Annotated in this window: 23 protein-coding genes; 7 read left to right on the forward strand and 16 right to left on the reverse strand. The window is 67.8% G+C overall.

The annotated features are described in order from the left end of the window. Positions 1-51: 51 nt before the first annotated feature. From IB228_RS04255 to IB228_RS04270, 4 genes are all read right to left on the reverse strand, one after another. Positions 52-729 carry a TetR/AcrR family transcriptional regulator gene (locus tag IB228_RS04255; RefSeq protein ID WP_183642210.1) on the reverse strand — a complete coding sequence of 226 codons (678 nt, stop codon included), beginning with the start codon at positions 727-729 and terminating at the stop codon, positions 52-54. A 13-nt stretch (positions 730-742) separates the two neighbouring features. Then, the gene (ccmB, locus tag IB228_RS04260; protein WP_183642207.1) at positions 743-1426 is read right to left on the reverse strand and encodes a heme exporter protein CcmB; all 684 of its coding nucleotides are present in this window, start codon (positions 1424-1426) and stop codon (positions 743-745) included. Further along, on the reverse strand, positions 1423-2067 hold the full coding sequence (gene ccmA / locus IB228_RS04265) for a heme ABC exporter ATP-binding protein CcmA (RefSeq protein ID WP_192197640.1): 645 nt from the start codon (positions 2065-2067) through the stop codon (positions 1423-1425). Before ccmA ends, ccmB begins: the two co-directional genes overlap by 4 nt. 94 nt (positions 2068-2161) lie before the next feature. After that, positions 2162-2638, reverse strand: a complete 477-nt coding sequence (locus IB228_RS04270) for a DUF3293 domain-containing protein (RefSeq protein ID WP_192197641.1) — start codon at positions 2636-2638, stop codon at positions 2162-2164. 68 nt (positions 2639-2706) lie between these two features. On the opposite strand from IB228_RS04270, the gene IB228_RS04275 reads away from it, so the two are divergent. The 3 genes from IB228_RS04275 to IB228_RS04285 are packed head-to-tail and all read left to right on the forward strand — an operon-like array spanning position 2707 to position 5230. Further along, positions 2707-3855 carry a pyridoxal phosphate-dependent aminotransferase gene (locus IB228_RS04275; protein WP_192197642.1) on the forward strand — a complete coding sequence of 383 codons (1149 nt, stop codon included), beginning with the start codon at positions 2707-2709 and terminating at the stop codon, positions 3853-3855. A 30-nt stretch (positions 3856-3885) separates the two neighbouring features. Then, positions 3886-4683 (forward strand): amidohydrolase, encoded by a 798-nt coding sequence (locus tag IB228_RS04280; protein ID WP_192197643.1) that lies wholly within the window; start codon positions 3886-3888, stop codon positions 4681-4683. Beyond that, entirely contained in the window at positions 4676-5230 is a 555-nt protein-coding gene (locus tag IB228_RS04285; RefSeq protein WP_225562220.1) for a DUF488 domain-containing protein, read from the forward strand. The genes IB228_RS04280 and IB228_RS04285 overlap by 8 nt, the downstream gene beginning before the upstream one ends. A gap of 160 nt (positions 5231-5390) precedes the next feature. Here IB228_RS04285 and IB228_RS20040 read toward each other — a convergent pair whose 3' ends face one another. From IB228_RS20040 to IB228_RS04315, 6 genes are all read right to left on the reverse strand, one after another. Next, positions 5391-5837, reverse strand: coding sequence for a PaaI family thioesterase (locus IB228_RS20040; RefSeq protein ID WP_192197645.1), 447 nt, complete (start codon positions 5835-5837; stop codon positions 5391-5393). Continuing rightward, positions 5834-6214 carry a hypothetical protein gene (locus tag IB228_RS04295; RefSeq protein WP_192197646.1) on the reverse strand — a complete coding sequence of 127 codons (381 nt, stop codon included), beginning with the start codon at positions 6212-6214 and terminating at the stop codon, positions 5834-5836. Before IB228_RS04295 ends, IB228_RS20040 begins: the two co-directional genes overlap by 4 nt. Beyond that, entirely contained in the window at positions 6211-7410 is a 1200-nt protein-coding gene (locus IB228_RS04300) for a PQQ-dependent sugar dehydrogenase (protein ID WP_192197647.1), read from the reverse strand. The genes IB228_RS04295 and IB228_RS04300 overlap by 4 nt, the downstream gene beginning before the upstream one ends. 24 nt (positions 7411-7434) lie before the next feature. Further along, a complete protein-coding gene (locus IB228_RS04305; RefSeq protein ID WP_192197648.1) occupies positions 7435-9330 on the reverse strand; it encodes an ABC transporter ATP-binding protein in 1896 nt (631 codons plus the stop codon). A gap of 81 nt (positions 9331-9411) precedes the next feature. Then, positions 9412-9858, reverse strand: a complete 447-nt coding sequence (locus IB228_RS04310; protein ID WP_183642180.1) for a carboxymuconolactone decarboxylase family protein — start codon at positions 9856-9858, stop codon at positions 9412-9414. 36 nt (positions 9859-9894) lie between these two features. Beyond that, positions 9895-10791: an RNA polymerase sigma-70 factor gene (locus tag IB228_RS04315; RefSeq protein ID WP_192197649.1), complete on the reverse strand. Its 897-nt coding sequence runs from the start codon at positions 10789-10791 to the stop codon at positions 9895-9897. A gap of 111 nt (positions 10792-10902) precedes the next feature. On the opposite strand from IB228_RS04315, the gene IB228_RS04320 reads away from it, so the two are divergent. From IB228_RS04320 to IB228_RS04330, 3 genes are read left to right on the forward strand one after another with little or no spacing between them, the layout of a single operon-like run. Continuing rightward, positions 10903-12420, forward strand: coding sequence for a fumarate hydratase (locus tag IB228_RS04320; protein ID WP_192197650.1), 1518 nt, complete (start codon positions 10903-10905; stop codon positions 12418-12420). Next, positions 12378-12590: a DUF4260 family protein gene (locus tag IB228_RS04325; protein ID WP_192197651.1), complete on the forward strand. Its 213-nt coding sequence runs from the start codon at positions 12378-12380 to the stop codon at positions 12588-12590. Before IB228_RS04320 ends, IB228_RS04325 begins: the two co-directional genes overlap by 43 nt. Further along, positions 12587-13222 (forward strand): glutathione S-transferase family protein, encoded by a 636-nt coding sequence (locus IB228_RS04330; protein WP_192197652.1) that lies wholly within the window; start codon positions 12587-12589, stop codon positions 13220-13222. The genes IB228_RS04325 and IB228_RS04330 overlap by 4 nt, the downstream gene beginning before the upstream one ends. A gap of 43 nt (positions 13223-13265) precedes the next feature. Here IB228_RS04330 and IB228_RS04335 read toward each other — a convergent pair whose 3' ends face one another. From IB228_RS04335 to IB228_RS04350, 4 genes are all read right to left on the reverse strand, one after another. Further along, positions 13266-14375: a sterol desaturase family protein gene (locus IB228_RS04335; protein WP_192197653.1), complete on the reverse strand. Its 1110-nt coding sequence runs from the start codon at positions 14373-14375 to the stop codon at positions 13266-13268. A 48-nt stretch (positions 14376-14423) separates the two neighbouring features. Continuing rightward, positions 14424-14849 carry an arsenate reductase (glutaredoxin) gene (arsC, locus tag IB228_RS04340; protein ID WP_183642162.1) on the reverse strand — a complete coding sequence of 142 codons (426 nt, stop codon included), beginning with the start codon at positions 14847-14849 and terminating at the stop codon, positions 14424-14426. Beyond that, on the reverse strand, positions 14849-16018 hold the full coding sequence (locus IB228_RS04345) for a phospholipase A (protein ID WP_183642159.1): 1170 nt from the start codon (positions 16016-16018) through the stop codon (positions 14849-14851). Before IB228_RS04345 ends, arsC begins: the two co-directional genes overlap by 1 nt. Positions 16019-16091: 73 nt before the next feature. Continuing rightward, positions 16092-16577 (reverse strand): DUF456 domain-containing protein, encoded by a 486-nt coding sequence (locus IB228_RS04350; protein WP_183642156.1) that lies wholly within the window; start codon positions 16575-16577, stop codon positions 16092-16094. Between the two features lie 234 nt (positions 16578-16811). On the opposite strand from IB228_RS04350, the gene IB228_RS04355 reads away from it, so the two are divergent. Further along, positions 16812-17021, forward strand: coding sequence for a cold-shock protein (locus IB228_RS04355; protein WP_141453200.1), 210 nt, complete (start codon positions 16812-16814; stop codon positions 17019-17021). A 110-nt stretch (positions 17022-17131) separates the two neighbouring features. On the opposite strand, the gene IB228_RS04360 is transcribed toward IB228_RS04355, so the two are convergent. Further along, a complete protein-coding gene (locus IB228_RS04360) occupies positions 17132-17611 on the reverse strand; it encodes a glycine zipper 2TM domain-containing protein (RefSeq protein ID WP_183642153.1) in 480 nt (159 codons plus the stop codon). A 161-nt stretch (positions 17612-17772) separates the two neighbouring features. Further along, positions 17773-18210, reverse strand: a complete 438-nt coding sequence (locus tag IB228_RS04365; RefSeq protein WP_141453198.1) for a cytochrome c — start codon at positions 18208-18210, stop codon at positions 17773-17775. Positions 18211-18265 lie beyond the last annotated feature (55 nt).

Here is an 18265-nt window from a genome sequence, read left to right on the forward strand (position 1 = left end):
ACCCGGTGGGCCGGCGGGACGCGAAGGGGATTTTCCGCTACGAATGCCGGATCAGGCCCGTGGGCGGGGCAGGACGCCTTCCAGGAAGATCGATACCGCTTCGCGGGCTTCCACCTTGACCCGCGGCTTGTCGGCCACGCCGATGCGGCCGTTGACCGAACGCAGGATCACGCCGCCGAACACCATCATGTAGAAGCGGTCCGCGACGATGGCGGGGTGCTCCAGAATGAGCCGTCCGCTCAGTTTCTCGCGCTCGAAGTACTGGGTGAGCAGGCGCTCGGCCGGCGTCACGCCATGTTCCATGAACCAGTCGCGCAACTCCGGAAAGCACAAGCCCTCGCCGACCACGATGCGGTGGGTGACGATGCGGCCCGGCGACAGGATTTCCTCGACCATGCGCTCGGCCGCCAGCGGCAGCGCCTGCTCGGGCGGCAGGTCGGAGCGGTACAGCATTTCCAGGCCCTCGCCGAAGGCGGCGATGCTGCGCTTCATGATCGCCAGCGCCAGCCCGTGCTTGTCGCCGAACGCGTTGTAGAGCGTGGACAGCGAGCCACCCGAGCGCGCGACCACGTCGTTCAGGCGCGCATTGCGGTAGCCCTTTTCCAGGAACACTTCGGTGGCCGCCTCGATGAATCGCTCGATGCGCAGTTCGATCCGCCCGGACACATCGGTGCGCGGGCGCGAGGACTTGTCGGACGGATGGTGCGGCGGTTCGGGGAAATCCGTCATGGGCGGCGAGGAATCAGTTGAGGGCGATGCGGATCGCGGCGGCGGCGGTCAGCGGTGCCAGCACCAGCGCCATCACCAGACCGGCGCCGAGCAGCAGCAGCGCGCCGCTGCCGTCCAGGCCCTGCGCGCTGGCGGCGACGCTGCCGGCGCCGAACACCAGGATCGGCACGTACAGCGGCAGTGCCAGCAGCGCGACCAGAATGCCCGAGCGTCGCATGCCGACCGTCAACGCGGCGACCACGGCGCCGAGCAGGCTCAGCAACGGCGTGCCCAGCGCGAGCGAGGCGAGCAGGGCCGGCAGTTGCGGGCGCGGCAGGTGCAGCAGTTCGCCCAGCAGCGGGGTCACCAGGATCAGCGGCAGCGCGGTGGTCGCCCAGTGGGTCAGCACGCGTACCGCGACCAGCCAGGCCAGCGGCACCGGCGCGAGGATCCATTGTTCCAGCGAACCGTCCTCGGCATCACCCCGGAACAGCGTGTCCAGCGACAGCAGGCCGGCCAGCAGCACCGCCACCCAGATCACCGCCGAGGCGACCTTGCCCAGCGCTTCGGGTTCGCCGCCCAGGCCGAGCGCGAACACCACCACCACCAGCAGGGCGAACAGCGCCGGTTGCAGCGCGTCGCCGCGACGGCGCCACATCAGGCGCAGGTCGCGTACGACCAGCGCCGACGCGGAGGACCACAGGCCGGGCGTGCTCATGCCGCACCTCCCAGCATCAGCATCCGGGTCTGCACGGGCGGCGCCGCGTAGGCGCCGTGCGTGGTGACCAGCGCGGCGCCACCGCTGCGCAGGTGCGCGGAGATCATCCGGTTGACCAGGTTGATGCCCTCCAGGTCTAGATTGGCGTAGGGCTCGTCGAGCAGCCACAGCGGCGCCGGCGACAGCCACAGCCGGGCCAGCGAAAGCCGCTTCTTCTGCCCGGCGGAGAGTTGCCGCGCCAGCGCGTCCTCGTAACCGGCCAGGCCGACCATCGCCAGCGCGTTGCCCGGCATCTGGCGGGCGCGGCGACCGTGCAGGCCGCACAGGAAATGGAGGTTCTCCAGCGTGTCCAGGTCCGCCTTCAGCGCGGGCAGGTGGCCCAGGTAGGCGATCGCCCGCGAACGCTGGATGGCGCTGGCGGGGCGGCCATCGATCTCGATGTCGCCGCGGTCGGCGCGCAGCAGGCCGGCCAGCACGCGCAGCAGGGTGGTCTTGCCGGCGCCGTTGCCGCCCTGCACCAGCAATGCCTCGCCGGCATTGACGGCGAATTCCAGCGGGCCGAACACCGGTTCGTCGTTGCGCGAAAAAGCCAGGCCACGGGCGGCCAGCAGCGGCGGAGGGGTCGGAACGGAATCGATCATCAGGCGGAAGCCTTCGAAGAAGGCGGGTCTCGGGCGGCAATCAGCCGGCTATTGTATGCGAGCCCCCACGCGGTGCTCCTTGCGCGGCTGGCGCTCAGCCGGCCCATTCCACCGCCGGAAGATCCGGCGCATCGCCTGGTCGCGTCCACATCAGCCTCAGCCGGACCGGTTGCCCTTGCCGCCAGTGCAGGATGCCGCCCTGGGAAAAGGCGCGCGCGAGCGCATCAGCGTCCTCGCGTGCCAGATCCAGCACCAGCCAGCCGGGTTCGAGCCAGCCGCCGCGGTCGTCGCCGGCCCGGGCCGGCACATGGACATGTCCGGCCTCGCCCAAGCGGGCCAGCAGGCGCCGATCGGCCGCGCGGTTGTCCTCGTCGGTGCGCGTGGTCAGAGGCGGGTTCCAGGCCGTGATCCACAGGTAGTCGCGGGCCGGCAGGCGCGCCTCCAGCGCCGCCGCCGGCTTGCCGATCCGCAGCGGCCAGGCGCGCTCGTCCAGCAGCACCTCGTAGCGGGCCGCGCACCAGGCCCGCGCCAGTCGGCATTTTTCCGGATCGGGAACGCTGTATCCGTTCATGGCCCCATCATCGCCGGACACCTTCATTGCGTACACTCCGCAGTCCCCCTGTGAGACCGGACCGGCGGATGCCTCTCGAAACCAAGCTGCCCAAGGTGGGCACCACCATCTTCACCGTGATGTCGCAACTGGCCGCCGAGCACGGGGCAGTCAATCTGGGGCAGGGCTTCCCCGATTTCGCGGTGCCGCAACGGCTGGTCGACGAACTGGACCGCGCCATGCGCGAGGGCCACAACCAGTACGCACCGATGACCGGCGTGGCGCCGCTGCGCCAGGCGATCGCCGGGAAGGTGCTGCGCTGCTACGGTCGCCAGGTCAATCCGGACACCGAAATCACCGTCACCAGTGGCGCCACCGAAGCCCTGTTCAATGCCATCCACGCGGTGGTGCGCCCGGGCGAGGAAGTGATCGTGCTGGATCCGGCCTACGACAGCTACGAGCCGGCGATCGAACTGGCCGGTGCGCGCGCGGTCCATGTCGCGCTGGATCCGCGCAGCTTCGCGGTGGACTGGGACAAGATCCGCGCCGCGATCACGCCGCGCACCCGCCTGCTGATCATCAACAGCCCGCACAATCCTTCCGGCGCGATGCTCGACGAAACGGACATGAAGGCGCTGGCCGAGATCCTGCGCGACACCGGCATCTTCCTGATCTCCGACGAGGTCTACGAGCACATCGTGTTCGACGGTCGCCGGCACGAATCGGTGCTGCGCTACCCGGAACTGGCCGAGCGCGCCTTCGTGGTGTCCAGCTTCGGCAAGACCTACCACTGCACCGGCTGGAAGATCGGCTACGCGATCGCGCCGCCCGCGCTGAGCGCCGAATTCCGCAAGGTCCACCAGTACAACGTGTTCTGCACGTTCGCGCCGGCCCAGCATGCGTTCGCGGCGATGATCCGCGACGAACCGGAGCATTACGAGCAATTGGGCGCGTTCTACCAGGAAAAGCGTGATCGCTTCCGCGCGCAGCTGCTGGAAACCCGCCTGAAGCCGCTGCCGGTGCCGGGCGGATATTTCCAACTGGTGGACTATTCGGCGGTCAGCGATCTGCCGGACACCGAGTTCGTGCGCTGGCTGACCATCGAACATGGCGTCACCGCGATTCCGCTGTCGCCGTTCTACGAGAACGCGCCGGCGGATCAGCGCCTGGCGCGCCTGTGCTTCGCCAAGAATGCGGCCACGCTGGACGCGGCCATCGAACGCCTGAAGAAGCTGTAGTTTTCCATCACCAGACGGATCCAGACCGACATGCAGGACCTGCGCCTCTCCCTCGTCCAGGGCATCACCCGCTGGCATGACCCGGCCGGCAACCGCGCGTATTATGGCGACCTGATCGCGCCGCTGGCGGGCCAGACGGATCTGGTGATCCTGCCGGAGACCTTCACCAGCGGCTTCAGCAACGATGCCATCGACCGCGCCGAAGGCATGGACGGTGAAACCGTCGCCTGGATCCGCGCGCAGGCGCGCAAGCTCGACGCGGCGGTGACCGGCAGCGTGCAGCTGCGCACCGGCGAGGGCGTGTTCAACCGCCTGCTGTGGGCCACGCCCGATGGCGAACTGCACAGCTACGACAAGCGCCACCTGTTCCGTTACGCCAACGAACACAAGCGCTACGCCGCCGGCCGCGAGCGCCTGACCGTGGAATGGAAGGGCTGGCGGATCAATCCGCAGGTCTGCTACGACCTGCGCTTCCCGGTGTTCTGCCGCAACCGCTACGACGTGGAGCGGCCGGGGCAGCTGGATTTCGATCTGCAGATCTTCGTCGCCAACTGGCCGGCGGCGCGCGCCCATGCCTGGCGCACGCTGCTGCGCGCGCGCGCCATCGAGAACCTGTGCTTCGTCGCGGCGGTCAACCGCGCCGGCACCGACGGCAACAACCTCGATTATTCCGGCGACAGCGCGGTGATCGATTTCCTCGGCCAACCGCAGGTGGAGCTGGGGCCGGGCGAGGGCGTCACCACCACGACCATCTCGGCCGACGCGCTGGCAACGTACCGCGAGCGCTTCCCGGCGATGCTCGATGCGGACCGGTTCGAGCTTGCCTGAAGCGCCGCGCCGCATCTGGACCATCGGGCATTCCAGCCGCGACTGGCATGCCTTCGCGGCGATACTCACCGCTGCGGGCATCGAGGTCGTGGCCGATGTGCGCCGCTACGCCGCCTCGCAACGGTATCCGCAGTTCGCAGGCGCCGCGCTGATGCGTGGCCTGTCGGATCTGGATATCGACTACCGGCCGATGCCTTCGCTGGGCGGACGCCGCGAACCGCGCCCGGACTCGGTGAACACCGCCTGGCGACAGCGGGGCTTCCGCGGCTACGCGGACTACATGCAGACGGCGGCCTTCATCGATGCCCGCGCCGCGCTGGCCGAAGTCGCCGGGCGCCGGCCGACCGCGTTCCTGTGCGCCGAAGCGGACTGGCGCAACTGCCATCGCGGCCTGATCGCCGACGCCTTCACCGCCGACGGCTGGGAGGTCCGCCATCTGCTCGACGACGGACGACACGAAATCCACCCGCTGACCCGCGCCGCGCGCCTGGTGGACGGCCACCTGGACTACTCCCTTCCGGTGCCACCGCAAGGCGAGTTGTTCTGAGCTTCATCGGCAGTTGTGGGAGCGACGTGAGTCGCGATGGGACGTCCACCGGGCGCACTCTTTCAGGCCTGTCACCTGTCACGACGAATCACGTTGGCGTTTCCGCGTGACCGGCCATCCGGTCGCGACTTACGTCGCTCCCACATGGGAACTCAACGCATCAGCGCGCTGGACGCTCCGGCAGGATCTGGCACACCGCCTGGCACAGCGCCAGCACCTTGCCGTCAGGACCACGCACCTCGCCGGCCAGGTGCAGCTGGCCGCGGGTGCGTTCGACGAGGCGTGCCGTGCAGACGATGTGGCCGACTTCCGGCGTCACCGGGCGCAGGTACTGGGTATTGAGCGAGGTGGTCGCGCTGGGCGGCGCGATCAGGTAGGAAAACGGACCCAGGGTGTTGTCGAGCGCAGCGACGATGAAGCCGCCCTGCATGTGGCCGATCGGATTCTGGTAGCGCGCCAGGACCGGAAACCGCATGCGCAGCGATTCGCTTTCGACGTACTCGACCACCTCGCCTTGCATGTCCAGCAGGCAGGGCGGCGGGATCTGCAACGGCGCGCCCGCCGAAAACCGCGCGCGCAACAACGCATTGATGTCGACCACGCTCACGGGGTGAAGCTCAGTTCGAACGCGGCCAGGAACGGCGCGCGCGGCGGCGGCTCCAGGAAGCGCCCGTTGAGTTCCTTCTCCACGCAGACCGCCAGCGCGGTGTCGCCCTGGCGCCAGGTGCGGACGATGCGGCCGCGCGCGTCCACCTCGACGACGATCACGAACGCGGCGGTGTCGTGGCGCGGATCGGCGCAGTTGGCGACGCTGTTTTCCAGTTGCCGCGACTGCGCCTGCTGGAAGGCCGCGCGCTTCACCGGATCCAGCGAGGCCTCGTCGCGATCCGCCTGCGCCTTGGCATCGGCGAACCCCTGCGGTGTCTGCGCGGGTCCGGCGAACGGCAGCAGGGCGAGGGCGAGCAACAGGCCGGCACGGATCATGGCTTGGCCTCCGGCGGCGCGAGCCGCAGCAGCTTGCCGTCGTTCTCGTCGGTCAGCACGTAGACGCTGCCGTCCGGACCAACGCGCACGTCGCGCACGCGCTCGCCGATTTCGTTGAGCAGGCGTTCCTCCGACACGATCGCATCGCCCTTCAGGCTCAGGCGGATCAGGTTGCGCTCGGCCAGCGAGCCGAGGAACAGGCTGTCGTTCCAGGGCGAGCCGGCATGGCCGGTGTAGAACGCCATGCCGCTGAGGCCCGGCGACTTCTCCCACACGTGATAGGGCTGTTCCAAGCCGGCTTTTTCGCGGCCCTGCGCTTCCGGAATCGGCAGGCCGGAGTAGTTGATGCCGTGGGTGATGATCGGCCAGCCGTAGTTGCGGCCGGGTTGCGGCAGGTTGATCTCGTCGCCGCCGCGCGGACCATGCTCGGATTCCCACAGCTTGCCGGTGCGCGGATCGATGGCCAGGCCCTGCATGTTGCGGTGGCCGTAGCTCCAGATCTCCGGACGCGCATCGGCCTGTCCGATGAAGGGATTGTCCTGCGGCACGCTGCCATCCAGGTTCAGCCGGACCAGCTTGCCTTGCAGCTTGCCCAGTTCCTGCGAGGTGGGCCGATGGTTGCGTTCGCCCTGGCTGATGAACACGTGGCCCTGGCCGTCGAAAGCCAGCCGCGAGCCGAAATGGTTGGGTCCCTCCAGCTTGGGTTCCTGCCGGTAGATGACCTTCACCTCCGTCAGCGCATCGGCGCCCAGCGTGGCGGTGGCCACCGCGGTGCCGGCGGTGCCGTTGTCGCCCGGTTCGGCGTAGCTCAGGTAAATGCGCTGGCTGGTGGCGAAATCCGGCGCGAGGACGACGTCCAGCAGGCCACCCTGGCCTTCGGCGAACACCTTCGGCACGCCCGCCAGCGGCGCGGAGATCGCGCCATCGGCGCCAACCCGGCGCAGTTGCCCCGAGCGCTCGGTGACCAGGAAGCCGCCTTCCGGCAGCAGCGCCAGGCCCCAGGGATGATCCAGCCCCTGCGCGAGCACGCTGACCTGGATGTTGCCCAGTGCGCTGGACAGGGCACGCGCGGCCGGCGGTTGCGCGGGCGCGGGTTTCGCGGCGACGGCTGGCTGGGAATCGCCATCGCGCGCCTGGCAGGCGGACAGCGCGGTGACGGCGAACATGGCAAGGGCGAGGGCGGAACGATGGGGCATCGGAAATCTCCCTGGGGGTTGGGGTCAACGGTAACCGGCGGCCTGCAGTTCGAACAGTTCGGCGTAGCGGCCGCCTTCGGCCATGAGCTGATCGTGGGTGCCGCTGGCCTCGAGCCTGCCTTCATTGAGCACGAGGATGCGGTCGGCCATGCGCACGCTGGAGAAGCGGTGCGAGATCAGCACCGCGGTGCGCTCGCTGGACAGCTCCTTGAAGCGCTGGAAGACCTCGAACTCCGCGCGGGCGTCCAGCGCGGCGGTCGGTTCATCCAGGATCATCACCTGGGCGTCGCGCATGTAGGCGCGGGCGATGGCGATCTTCTGCCACTGCCCGCCGGACAGATCCACACCGGTCTTGAAGCGGCGGCCGATCAACTGGTCGTAGCCGTTCGGCAGCGAGGCGATCACCTCGTCGGCCATCGAACGGCGCGCGGATTCGCGGATGCGCGCATCGTCGCCCATCGCATCCACCTGGCCCACACCGATGTTCTCGCCGGCGGTCAGGTGGTAGCGGACGAAGTCCTGGAAGATGACGCCGATGCCGGCGCGCAGATCGTCGATGTCGTATTCGCGTAGATCGCGCCCGTCCAGCAGGATGCGGCCTTCGTCCGGGTCGTAAAGCCGCGCCAGCAACTTGACCAGGGTGGTCTTGCCGGCGCCGTTCTCGCCGACCAGCGCCAGCACCTCGCCGGCGCGCAGCTGGAAGTCCAGCCCGCGCACCGCCCAGCGCTCGGCGCCGGGATAGCGGAAGCCGACATTCTCGAAGCGGAAGCCCTCGCGGATCGGGCGCGGCACCGGCGCGGCCCCGGGCGGCGAGACGATTTCCGGGCGGATTTCGAAGAACGAGAACAGATCGTCCAGATACAGCGCCTGCCCGGCGACCTGCGAGAATCCAATCAGCAGGCCTTCCAGCAACTGGCGCAAGCGCAGGAAGCTGCCGGCCAGGAAGGTCAGGTCGCCGATGCTGAAATCACCGCGCACCGTGCGCCAGGCGATGTAGCCATAGGCCACGTAATAGCCCAGCGTGCCCAGGCCGGCCAGCAGCGTGCCCCACAACGCACGACGCCGGGCCAGCGCACGGTTGGCGCGGTAGAAGCCTTCGGCCAGCTGCCGGTAGCGATCGATCAGGAAGCGGTGGAGGTTGAAGATCTTCACCTCCTTGGCCGTTTCCACGCTGGCGCCGGTCTGGCGGATGTATTCCAGTTGCCGCCGTTCCGGCGTCCACTGGAAGTTGAGCGAATAGCCCAGCGCGTTGAAATGCGCCTCGCCGACGAACGCGGGCACCAGCGCCACCACCAGCAGCAGGATCAGCCAGGGCGCGTACACCAGCAGGCCGGCGGCGAAACTGATCACCGTGATCGCGTCCTGCGCCTGCCCGAACAATTGGCTCATCAGGTTCATCCGCCCCATGGTCTGGCGGCGCGCGCGATCCAGCTTGTCCTGCAGGTCCGGATCCTCGAAGTCCTCCAGGTCCAGCCGCGCCGCGTGTTCCATCAGGCGGATGCTGGTGGCGTTGGTGAACAGTTCCGACAGCAGCGCATCGGCATAGCTGACGAACCGGCCCAGCAGATCGGACAGGATCGCCAGGCCGAACTCCAGCGCCAGCAGGCCGAGCAAGGTGTCGAGCTGTCCATCGCGCCAAACCTCGACCAGTCCGGCCTGCGGCAGCCCGAGCCCGACCAGGCGGATCGCTTCGTCGATGATCAGCTTGCCCACGTACAGCGTGGCGACCGGCAGCAGCGCGCGGATCAGGCGCAGGCCGAGACTGGCCAGGGTCAGGCCGGGGCTGGTCGCCCAGATCTGTTTCAGGAAAGGCGGCAGGTTGCGCATCGCGTTGAAGCGATCGCGCAGGCTGGGGCCGGACTTTTCACCGCGCCGGGGCTTGGTGCCGGCGGCGGTGGGGGGAACGGGGGCGGAAGCCATGGCGCATTGTGCCTGCTCGGCCCGGCCCGCGGGAAACGACGTGGCCGCGTGGCCACGTCGCGTGGAATGCCTGGCGGGTGTTCAGGTTCCCGGAAGCGGCGAACGCAGTCCGACACCCATCCGGTTCCAGGCGTTGATGATGGCGATGACGAAGGTCAGTTCGGCGATCTGGGTTTCGTCGAAATGCGGCAGCAGGCCGGCGTAGACCTCGTCAGGCGCATGGGTCTCGCCGACCCGGGTCAGGGCATCGGTCCAGGCCAGCGCTGCGCGTTCGCGCGGATCGTAGAACGGGCTTTCATGCCACGCGGCGAGGGTGTCGAGCTTACGCGGCTCGACGCCGGCTTCGCGCAAGGCCTTGCCGTGCATGTCGAGGCAGAAGGTGCAGCCATTGATCTGCGAGGCGCGCTGCTTGACCAGATCCAGCAGGACGGCGTCCAGCGAACCGTGGTGCAGGCCGTGGCTGACTTTCAACAGGCCCTTGTAGGCTTCGTTGGCCAGGGTGGTGTAATCGACGCGGGGGAGCGACATCGGTGTTTCCGGAATGCGCGGACGGAATGTCGCGCTTCACCCCAGGGACGGTGGCCTGTTCGCGGGCGTGACACTTCCGTGGGCTGGAAGCTTGTCCGGATTCATGACGGTCAGCAGTTCGGCGATGCGTTCGCCATCGCTGATCGCCACCATTGCCGACACCAGCCGGCCATCGCGGTAGCGCAGCACCGCCGGCTCGCCGTTGACCCGCCCCATGCGCCATTCGGTATCGGGCTGCGGACGCCGATACGCAGCCCAGAACAGGCGTGCGATGCGTTCGTTGCCGTGCAGTGGGCGGATCGCCGCGGTCGCCTTGCCGCCGCCGTCGGACACCAGCCGCGCATCCTCGTGCAGCAGCGCGGCGATCGCCTCCCTGTTGCCCACCCGCGCGGCATGCATGAACCGTTCCAGCAGGCGCCGGTGGCGTTCCGGCGCGACATCGAAACGTGGCCGCGCGGCCTGCAGACGTTCGCGCGCGCGATGCACCATCTGGCGGCAGTTGGCCTCGTTGTGGCCGATCAGTTCGGCGATATGGCCGTAGTCGTAGTCGAAGGCTTCCTTCAGCAGGAACGCTGCGCGTTCCTCCGGTCCCAGCCGCTCCAGCACGGCCAGGAATGCCAGCGAGACCTGCTCGGCCAGTTCGGCGCCATGTTCCGGACCGGGACGGTCGTCGATTTCGACCGGTTCAGGCAGCCAGGGGCCGGGGTAGCGTTCGCGCTGGAGCTTGGCGGCGCGCAGGCGGTCGATGCCCAGCCGGCTGGCGGCGGTCACCAGCCAGGCCTCCGGATCCCGGATGGCGGCAGTATCGGCCTGGCGCCAGCGCAGCCAGGTGTCCTGGACCACGTCCTCGGCGTCGCTGCGGCTGCCCAGCAACCGATAGGCGAGCGAAAACAGGCGGGAACGGTGGCTCTGGAAGGTGGTTTCGGCGTTCATGGGGCCAGGACGGGGCAGGGCGGCACGGCGTGACAACCGGCCGGGCCGCCACTTTGGCCTAAAATGGCAGGCTCCGCCCGCTACCCACCGGCAGCCCCGGCTCCAAGCTCCATGACCTCGATCAAGCAAGAAGACCTCATCCAGTCCATCGCCGACGCGCTGCAGTACATCAGCTACTACCACCCGGTCGATTACATCAGGAACCTCGCCGCCGCCTACGAGCGCGAGGAGTCGCCGGCGGCCAAGGACGCCATCGCCCAGATCCTGATCAACTCGCGCATGTGCGCCGAGGGCCACCGCCCGATCTGCCAGGACACCGGCATTGTCACCGTGTTCCTGGAAATCGGCATGGACGTGCGCTGGGACGACGCCACGATGGGCGTGGAGGACATGGTCCATGAAGGCGTGCGCCGCGCCTACAACCACCCGGACAACAAGCTGCGCGCCTCGGTGCTGGCGGATCCGGCCGGCAAGCGCACCAACACGAAGGACAACACGCCGGGCGTGGTCAACGTCAAGGTTGTCCCGGGCAATACGGTCGAGGTCATCGTCGCCGCCAAGGGCGGTGGCTCGGAGGCGAAGTCGAAGTTCGCCATGCTCAACCCGTCCGACTCGATCGTCGACTGGGTGCTCAAGACCGTGCCGACCATGGGGGCGGGCTGGTGCCCGCCGGGCATGCTCGGCATCGGCATCGGCGGCACCGCCGAGAAGGCGATGCTGCTGGCCAAGGAAGCGCTGATGGAACCGATCGACATCACCGACCTGCAGGCTCGCGGCGCTTCCAACCGCGCCGAGGAACTGCGCCTGGAGTTGTACGAGAAGGTCAATGCGCTGGGTATCGGCGCGCAGGGACTGGGCGGCCTGACCACGGTGCTGGACATCAAGGTCAAGGATTATCCGACCCACGCCGCCAACCTGCCGGTGGCGATGATTCCCAACTGCGCGGCCACCCGCCACGCTCATTTCACCCTCGACGGCAGCGGCCCGGTGATGCTGGATCCGCCGTCGCTGGAAGACTGGCCGGAACTGACCTACGACGCTTCCAAGGGGCGCCGGGTCGATCTCGACACGCTGACCCGCGAGGACGTCGCCAACTGGAAGCCCGGCGAAGTGCTGCTGCTCAATGGCAAGCTGCTGACCGGTCGCGATGCCGCGCACAAGCGCATGGTCGACATGCTCAACAAGGGCGAGCCGCTGCCGGTGGATCTGAAGGGTCGCTTCATCTATTACGTCGGCCCGGTCGATCCGGTGCGCGACGAAGTGGTGGGCCCGGCCGGTCCCACCACCGCCACCCGCATGGACAAGTTCACCGAACAGGTGCTGGCGCAGACCGGCCTGCTGGGCATGGTCGGCAAGGCCGAGCGCGGCCCGGCCGCCATCGAGGCGATCAAGAAGCACCAGTCGGCCTACCTGATGGCGGTCGGTGGCGCGGCCTACCTGGTATCCAAGGCGATCAAGGCCGCGCGCGTGGTCGGTTTCGCCGACCTGGGCATGGAAGCGATTTACGAGTTCGAGGTGCAGGACATGCCGGTCACTGTCGCGGTCGATTCGCAGGGCACCTCGGTGCACAACACCGGCCCGAAGGAATGGCAGGCGCGCATCGGCAAGATTCCGGTGGTGGTGGCCTGAACCCGGGCGAAGTCCCCGAAGGCATCGCGTTGATCTGGCTGGCGCATGTCGGTTTCGAGCGCGCCCCGGGATATGGCCTGAAATACGAATCGGGCTTCGCCCATACGCATCTGGGACTTATCGGCCGTGCCCGCGATCGCGGTGCGGCGGAACCAAGAGGAGCATCATGACCACCACCCTGTACTACTCCCCCAGCACCGCCAGCCTGGTCGTGCATTGGCTGCTGATCGAACTGGACATCCCGCACCGGCTGCATCTGCTGGACTTCGACAAGCGCGACCAGAAGGCGCCCGGATACCTGAAGGTCAATCCGGCCGGCGTAGTGCCGGCGCTGGATCTGGACGGGCAGGTGATCACCGAGTCGGCGGCCATCCTGCTGCATCTGGCGGATCGCCATCCGCAGGCGAATCTCGCGCCGCCGGCGGGAACGCCGGAACGCGCGCGCTACTACCAGTGGATGCTGTTCATGGCCAACACGCTGTTGCCGGCCTATCGCGCCTGGTTCTACTCCGACGAAATCGCCGGCGCGGAAAACGCCGAGGCGGTGCGCGCGCACGCGCGCCAGCGCATCGAGGCCGCCTGGCAGCGCGTGGCCGATCACCTGCAAGCCGATGGTCCGTGGATGGTGGGCGATCCGCTCACCGCGGTCGATTTCATGACCACCATGCTGATGCGCTGGTCGCGCAACATGCCGAAGCCGTCCGACACCTGGCCGGTGCTGAAGGCCTACGCCGATCGCATGAAGTCGCGCCCCGCGTTCAAGGAAGTCTATGCCCGCGAAGGGCTGACCGACTGGACCTGATCGGTTTCGCGCGAGGCGGCCCGGCTGAACCGGGGCGCCTCGCTCAGTCGACGTATTCGTCGAACTTGCGCCCGCCCTGGAACGGCATCAGGTGCTGGCGCACGATGCCGCGCGGGACCGTTTCCAGCTTCATCACCCCGTACTCCTCCGGCCAGTCCTCCTGGCGCGGCGGCAGCTTGAAGGTGCCCATCAGCATGTCCACCAGCGGCAGGTGGATGGCGTAGTTCACGTCCAGGTAGTCCTTGTGCCGGGCGTGGTGCCAATGGTGGTAGCGCGGCAGCACCAGCAGGTATTCCAGCCAGCCGAAGCGGATGCCCAGGTTGGCGTGCGCCAGCACCGCCTGCAGGCCAACCAGGATCACGTAGGCGTTCACCGCCGGCGCCGAGAAGCCGAGCACCAGCAGCGGCAGCAGCACCGCGCTGCGGGTCATGACGATCTCGACGAAGTGGATGCGCGATCCGGCCAGCCAGTCCATTTCCCGGCTGGAATGGTGCACGGCGTGGAAACGCCAGAGCCATGGCACGTTGTGGTAGGCGCGATGCAGCAGCGCCTGGGCCAGATCGGCCACGAACACCGCCAGCAGGAACTGCGCCCACACCGGCAGCGACTGGATCGCGTCCTTCAGTGCCGGGAACGCGGCCAGTCCCGCGATCGTCGAAGTGGAGGCGGTGACCAGGATCAGGATGAACTGCACCAGCACGTGGCTCATGAAGAAGTACGCCACGTCCGTGCGCCAGCCCGGCCGCAGCGGCGAGATCCGGCGCTTGCCCAGATAGCGTTCCAACGGCACGAACACCAGCGCCGAAAAGAACAGCGAGATCACGAACCAGTCCAGGCCCAGCGAGTAGGGCGTCTTGCCGATGGCGTCGAATTGCACGTTGGTGCCGCCCAGCAGCACCGCCAGGGTCGCGCTGCCCACGCCGACCAGGGCGATGCGCTTGTTGCGATCGCGCAGGATCGCCAGCGTGCCGAGCACGAACGCCGCGCTCAGTCCGATCAGCAGCAGGTGGCGGGCGAACTGCTCGCTGTAGACCGCGCGGAATTCCTTGCTGGTCAGCATTTCCGGAAAGCGGAAACACAGCACCGCCATCAGGCTCAGCAGGCCGAGCAGGGCGGAGGCGTAGGCGAAGAACGAGCGGTGCTTGCGTGGCATGCGATTCCTTTCCGGACGAAGCGGGTATCCGTACCCGCCGAGTGTACGTCAGGCCAGCCGGTTTCCGGCCGCGTCCACCACCGGCTCGCCGTCTTCCTTGCTGAAGGCGCCGCGCTGCGGTTGCGGCAGGATGTCCAGCACCGTCTCCGAGGGGCGGCACAGCTTCACCGCGTCGGGCGTCACCACGATGGGGCGGTTGATCAGGACCGGGTGGGCGAGCATCGCCTCAATCAGCGTGCCGTCGTCCACGCCCGGCTGGTCCAGTCCCAGTTCGGCGTGGATGGGTTCCTTGGCGCGCACGACCTCGCGCACCGGCACGCCCATCCGCGCAATCAGCGCGGTCAGGGTCTCGCGATCCGGCGGCGTCTTCAGGTACTCGATCACCCGTGGTTCGATGCCGGCGTTGCGGATCAGGCCCAGCACGTTGCGCGAAGTGCCGCAGGCCGGATTGTGGTAAATCGTCACCTCGCTCATCAGTACCACTCCAGCAGGGAGATGCCCAGGCCGATATAGGTGGCCTTGTGGTTGTAGTCGATCAGGCTTTCCCCGTAACCGTGGAAAGCCTGGATGTGGCCGCGGAAGCTGCGATGGATGGGAAAGCCCCAATCCAGTTGCACCGCGCCATGCGACTTGTCGCCGGTGCGCAGCGAGTGGCGCGCCAGCACGGTGAACTCGTGGCCGCCCTTGCTGTAGGTCAGCATGGCGTCGCCGCGACCGATGTAATCCTCGATGTCCGGATTGTCGTCGTCGTTGCCATCCGGCACGCGCCACCACGGGCGCAGCACCAGCGCCCAGTTCTCGCGATCCAGGCCGACCGTGAAGATCACCCGATTCCAGCTGCGCGACAGCGGATCGCCGCGTCCGTTGGACTGGTGGTTGATGCCAACCCCGGCCATGCGTCCCTTCCAGCCGCCCAGGCTGTAGTTGTTGCGGAACACCAGCATCACTTCCGGCTCGTAGTTGGTCTCGCGGAAGGGGCGCGATTCCTCGCCGTTGTAGACCTGCCAGCGCGAACTCTGGGTGTAGCCGCCCCACAGGTCGCCGTTGTCGCCGAACAGGTTCTCGGCGAACTTGGTCTTGAAGCTCAGCTGGAACTTGGCCTCGGTGTTGTCCAGCGGCTGCGGCTCGGTCACCGTGTTGCGCGGGTTGGGCGAGTGCGGCATCTCGTTCTTGTCGCTGGTCCAGAACACCGGCATCAGGTACAGCGGTTTGTAACCGCGCAACTGGAACACGCCCAGCTTGGAGTCCTTGGCCAGCTCCCAGCGGCTGTCCAGCAGCGAGCCCTTGCCGGCGTTGGCCAGGGCTTCCTGCAGCATCGGATCGTCAGTGCGGAACCAGGCGCCGAGGCGGCGGTGTTCGCGGTGTTCGGTGCCCGCTTCGCCCGCCTCCGATTCCTGCTGGATCTGCTGTTGATCCAGGCTGCTGCGGGCGGCGGTGGCCTCGGCGTCGGCGGCGCGGGTATCCGATGGCCGGCGTCCGAACACGGCGTCGTAGCAGGCCAGGCGGGAGGCGTCGGTTTCGATGGCCCGGCATGCCTCGGGGGTCACCACGGCGGGCTGTGGCTCCTGGGCGAAGGCCGGGGCGGTGGCCAGGGTCATGGCGATCAGGGACGGCAGCAGGTGCCGGGTGGGGTGGGGTGTCATGCGATCGGACCAGTCAGGGGAACGGAGAAGCCGGGCGATTGTGCCCGATGGCGGAGTGATGAGGCCGACGGGGTCAGAACACCCAGGCGAACAGGAACAGGCCGAGCATCGCGAACGCCAGTCCCAGCTTCAGTACCACGCCCAGGACGATGCCCAGCCAGGTGCCCAGGCCGACCTTGGTGGCCTGGCCGATTTCACGGCTGTGCCAAAGCTCGCCCAGCAGGGCGCCCACGAATGGTCCGGCGAATAGACCAATGGGCATGAAGAACAGGCCGGCGAGAGTGCCGATCGCCGCGCCGAGCAGGGCCTTGCCACTGGCGCCCACGCGCTTGGCGCCCACCAGCGTGGCGAAGAAATCCACCGCTACCGACAGCGCGGTCAGCGCCCCCAGCAGGACCACCGTGACCCAGCCGATTTGCTGGAAATCGCCCGCCCAGGCGGCCAGTAGCATGCCCGCGAACACCAGCGGCAGGCCGGGCAGCGCGGGCAGGATGACCCCGGCCAGGCCGACCAGGATGAGCACGACGGCCAGGACGTAGTACAGGGTGGTCAGGTCCAAGCGAAATTCTCCTTGTCGAATCAACAGGTTGGGCGCCGTTTCGGGTGCCCGCGGACGGTTTGCATTTTCACAAATTGCGGGTTAGTGTGCGCTCGCTGTGTTTGCCAAGGTCACCGTGAATCGTGGCCTAGATGCGGTAGATCCATGATCCGCTACATCGTTGTACCTCGCTTCCTCCTTGCAACCAGCCGCCGAGAGGCGTTTCCACCACCCAGAGTTCCAAGGAGCAAGTAGATGTCCGACCGTGAAACCGGAACCGTGAAATGGTTCAACGATGCCAAGGGCTTCGGCTTTATCAGCCGTGAGAACGGTGAAGACGTGTTTGTGCATTTCCGCGCCATCCAGACCCAGGGCTTCAAGAGCCTGAAGGAAGGCCAGAAGGTCAGCTTCACCGTCGTGCAGGGCCAGAAGGGCCTGCAGGCCGACGCCGTGCAGCCGCTGTAAGGTCTCGCCAATATTCGCGCCGGTTGTCACGACCGGACACGAAGAAAAAGCCCGACTCAGGTCGGGCTTTTTCTTTGCGCGGCGGGAATGCGTCCGGTCGCAGGACAGCGTTATCGCAGGACCACCCGGCCGTTCTGGATCCGCACGTAGGTGTTCTCGCGGATGCCGCCCAGATCGTGCTGGCTGAAGGTCAGGCGACGGCCATCGTCCATGCGCACGGTGATGTTGTAGCTATCGCCGGTGGTGCGGTTCTGGATGGCGTTGCCGGCCATCGCGCCGGCCGCGGCGCCCGCGACGGTGGCAATGTTCTTGTTGCCCTTGCTGCCGCCGGTATGCTCGGAAATCTGGCGGCCCGCGACCGCGCCGACGATGCCACCCAGGACCGCGCCGGTCGCGCTGGGCGCGGAGCGTCCGGAGGACACGACATCGATGCGCTCGACGATGCCGCAGTCGGCACAGTAGTTGTTCGAAGGCGCCGGGCGATAACCGCCGCTGTTGTAACCGCCGCCGCCATAGCCGGGCGAACTGGTGGCGCAACCGGCCAGCGCCAGCGAGGCAACGGCACCGATGGCAAACATACGAAGATTCATGGCTCCTCCTGGTTCACGTGGTCCGATCTTGGACATTCGATCAGAACCGGGTGACGCGATGGCGCGGCCCGGTCGCACGCATCCTCGCGCCACCTGCGTGAACCCCGCGACAACTGCACCGCTCCGGGCCGTCATCGCGGGCGTGAAGCGTCAGCCGCAATTCAGCCGCGGAAGTCCTGGTGACAGCCCTTGCAGCTTTCCTTGACCTGATCGGCCAGCGCCTTGGCCGCGGTGCAATCGGTCGGTGGCGTGGCCAGGCTGGCGTCGAGCTTGGCGCGGAAATCGCTGGCGTGGGTCACGAAGCGCTGATCCTCGGCCAGGCCGGGCAGGGCGAGTTCCAGGTCGTTGGCCATCGTGCGCAGGGCCCGCACGTGCGGCACCGTGTCCGTGGCCGCGCAACGGCTCTGCGCCACCTTGTCGCCCAGCAGGCCCGCGTGCTTCTGCATCACGTGCATGACGCTGTCGGGGAAGGGATCCTGGCGCGCCTGGATCGCACGCATCGCCATCACCGTGGCGACCGCGCCGATCACCAGGCCGATCAGGAACAGGAACAGGTAGCGGGAAGCGTTGGACGACTTGGCGGTCGGCTGGCTGGCCATGCGGCGGGCTCCTTTGGAAAAGTCCGTGCCATGGTACGACGCACGTCACACCTCG

Source organism: Pseudoxanthomonas sp. PXM04, assembly GCF_014851695.1.
Classification (GTDB): domain Bacteria; phylum Pseudomonadota; class Gammaproteobacteria; order Xanthomonadales; family Xanthomonadaceae; genus Pseudoxanthomonas_A; species Pseudoxanthomonas_A beigongshangi.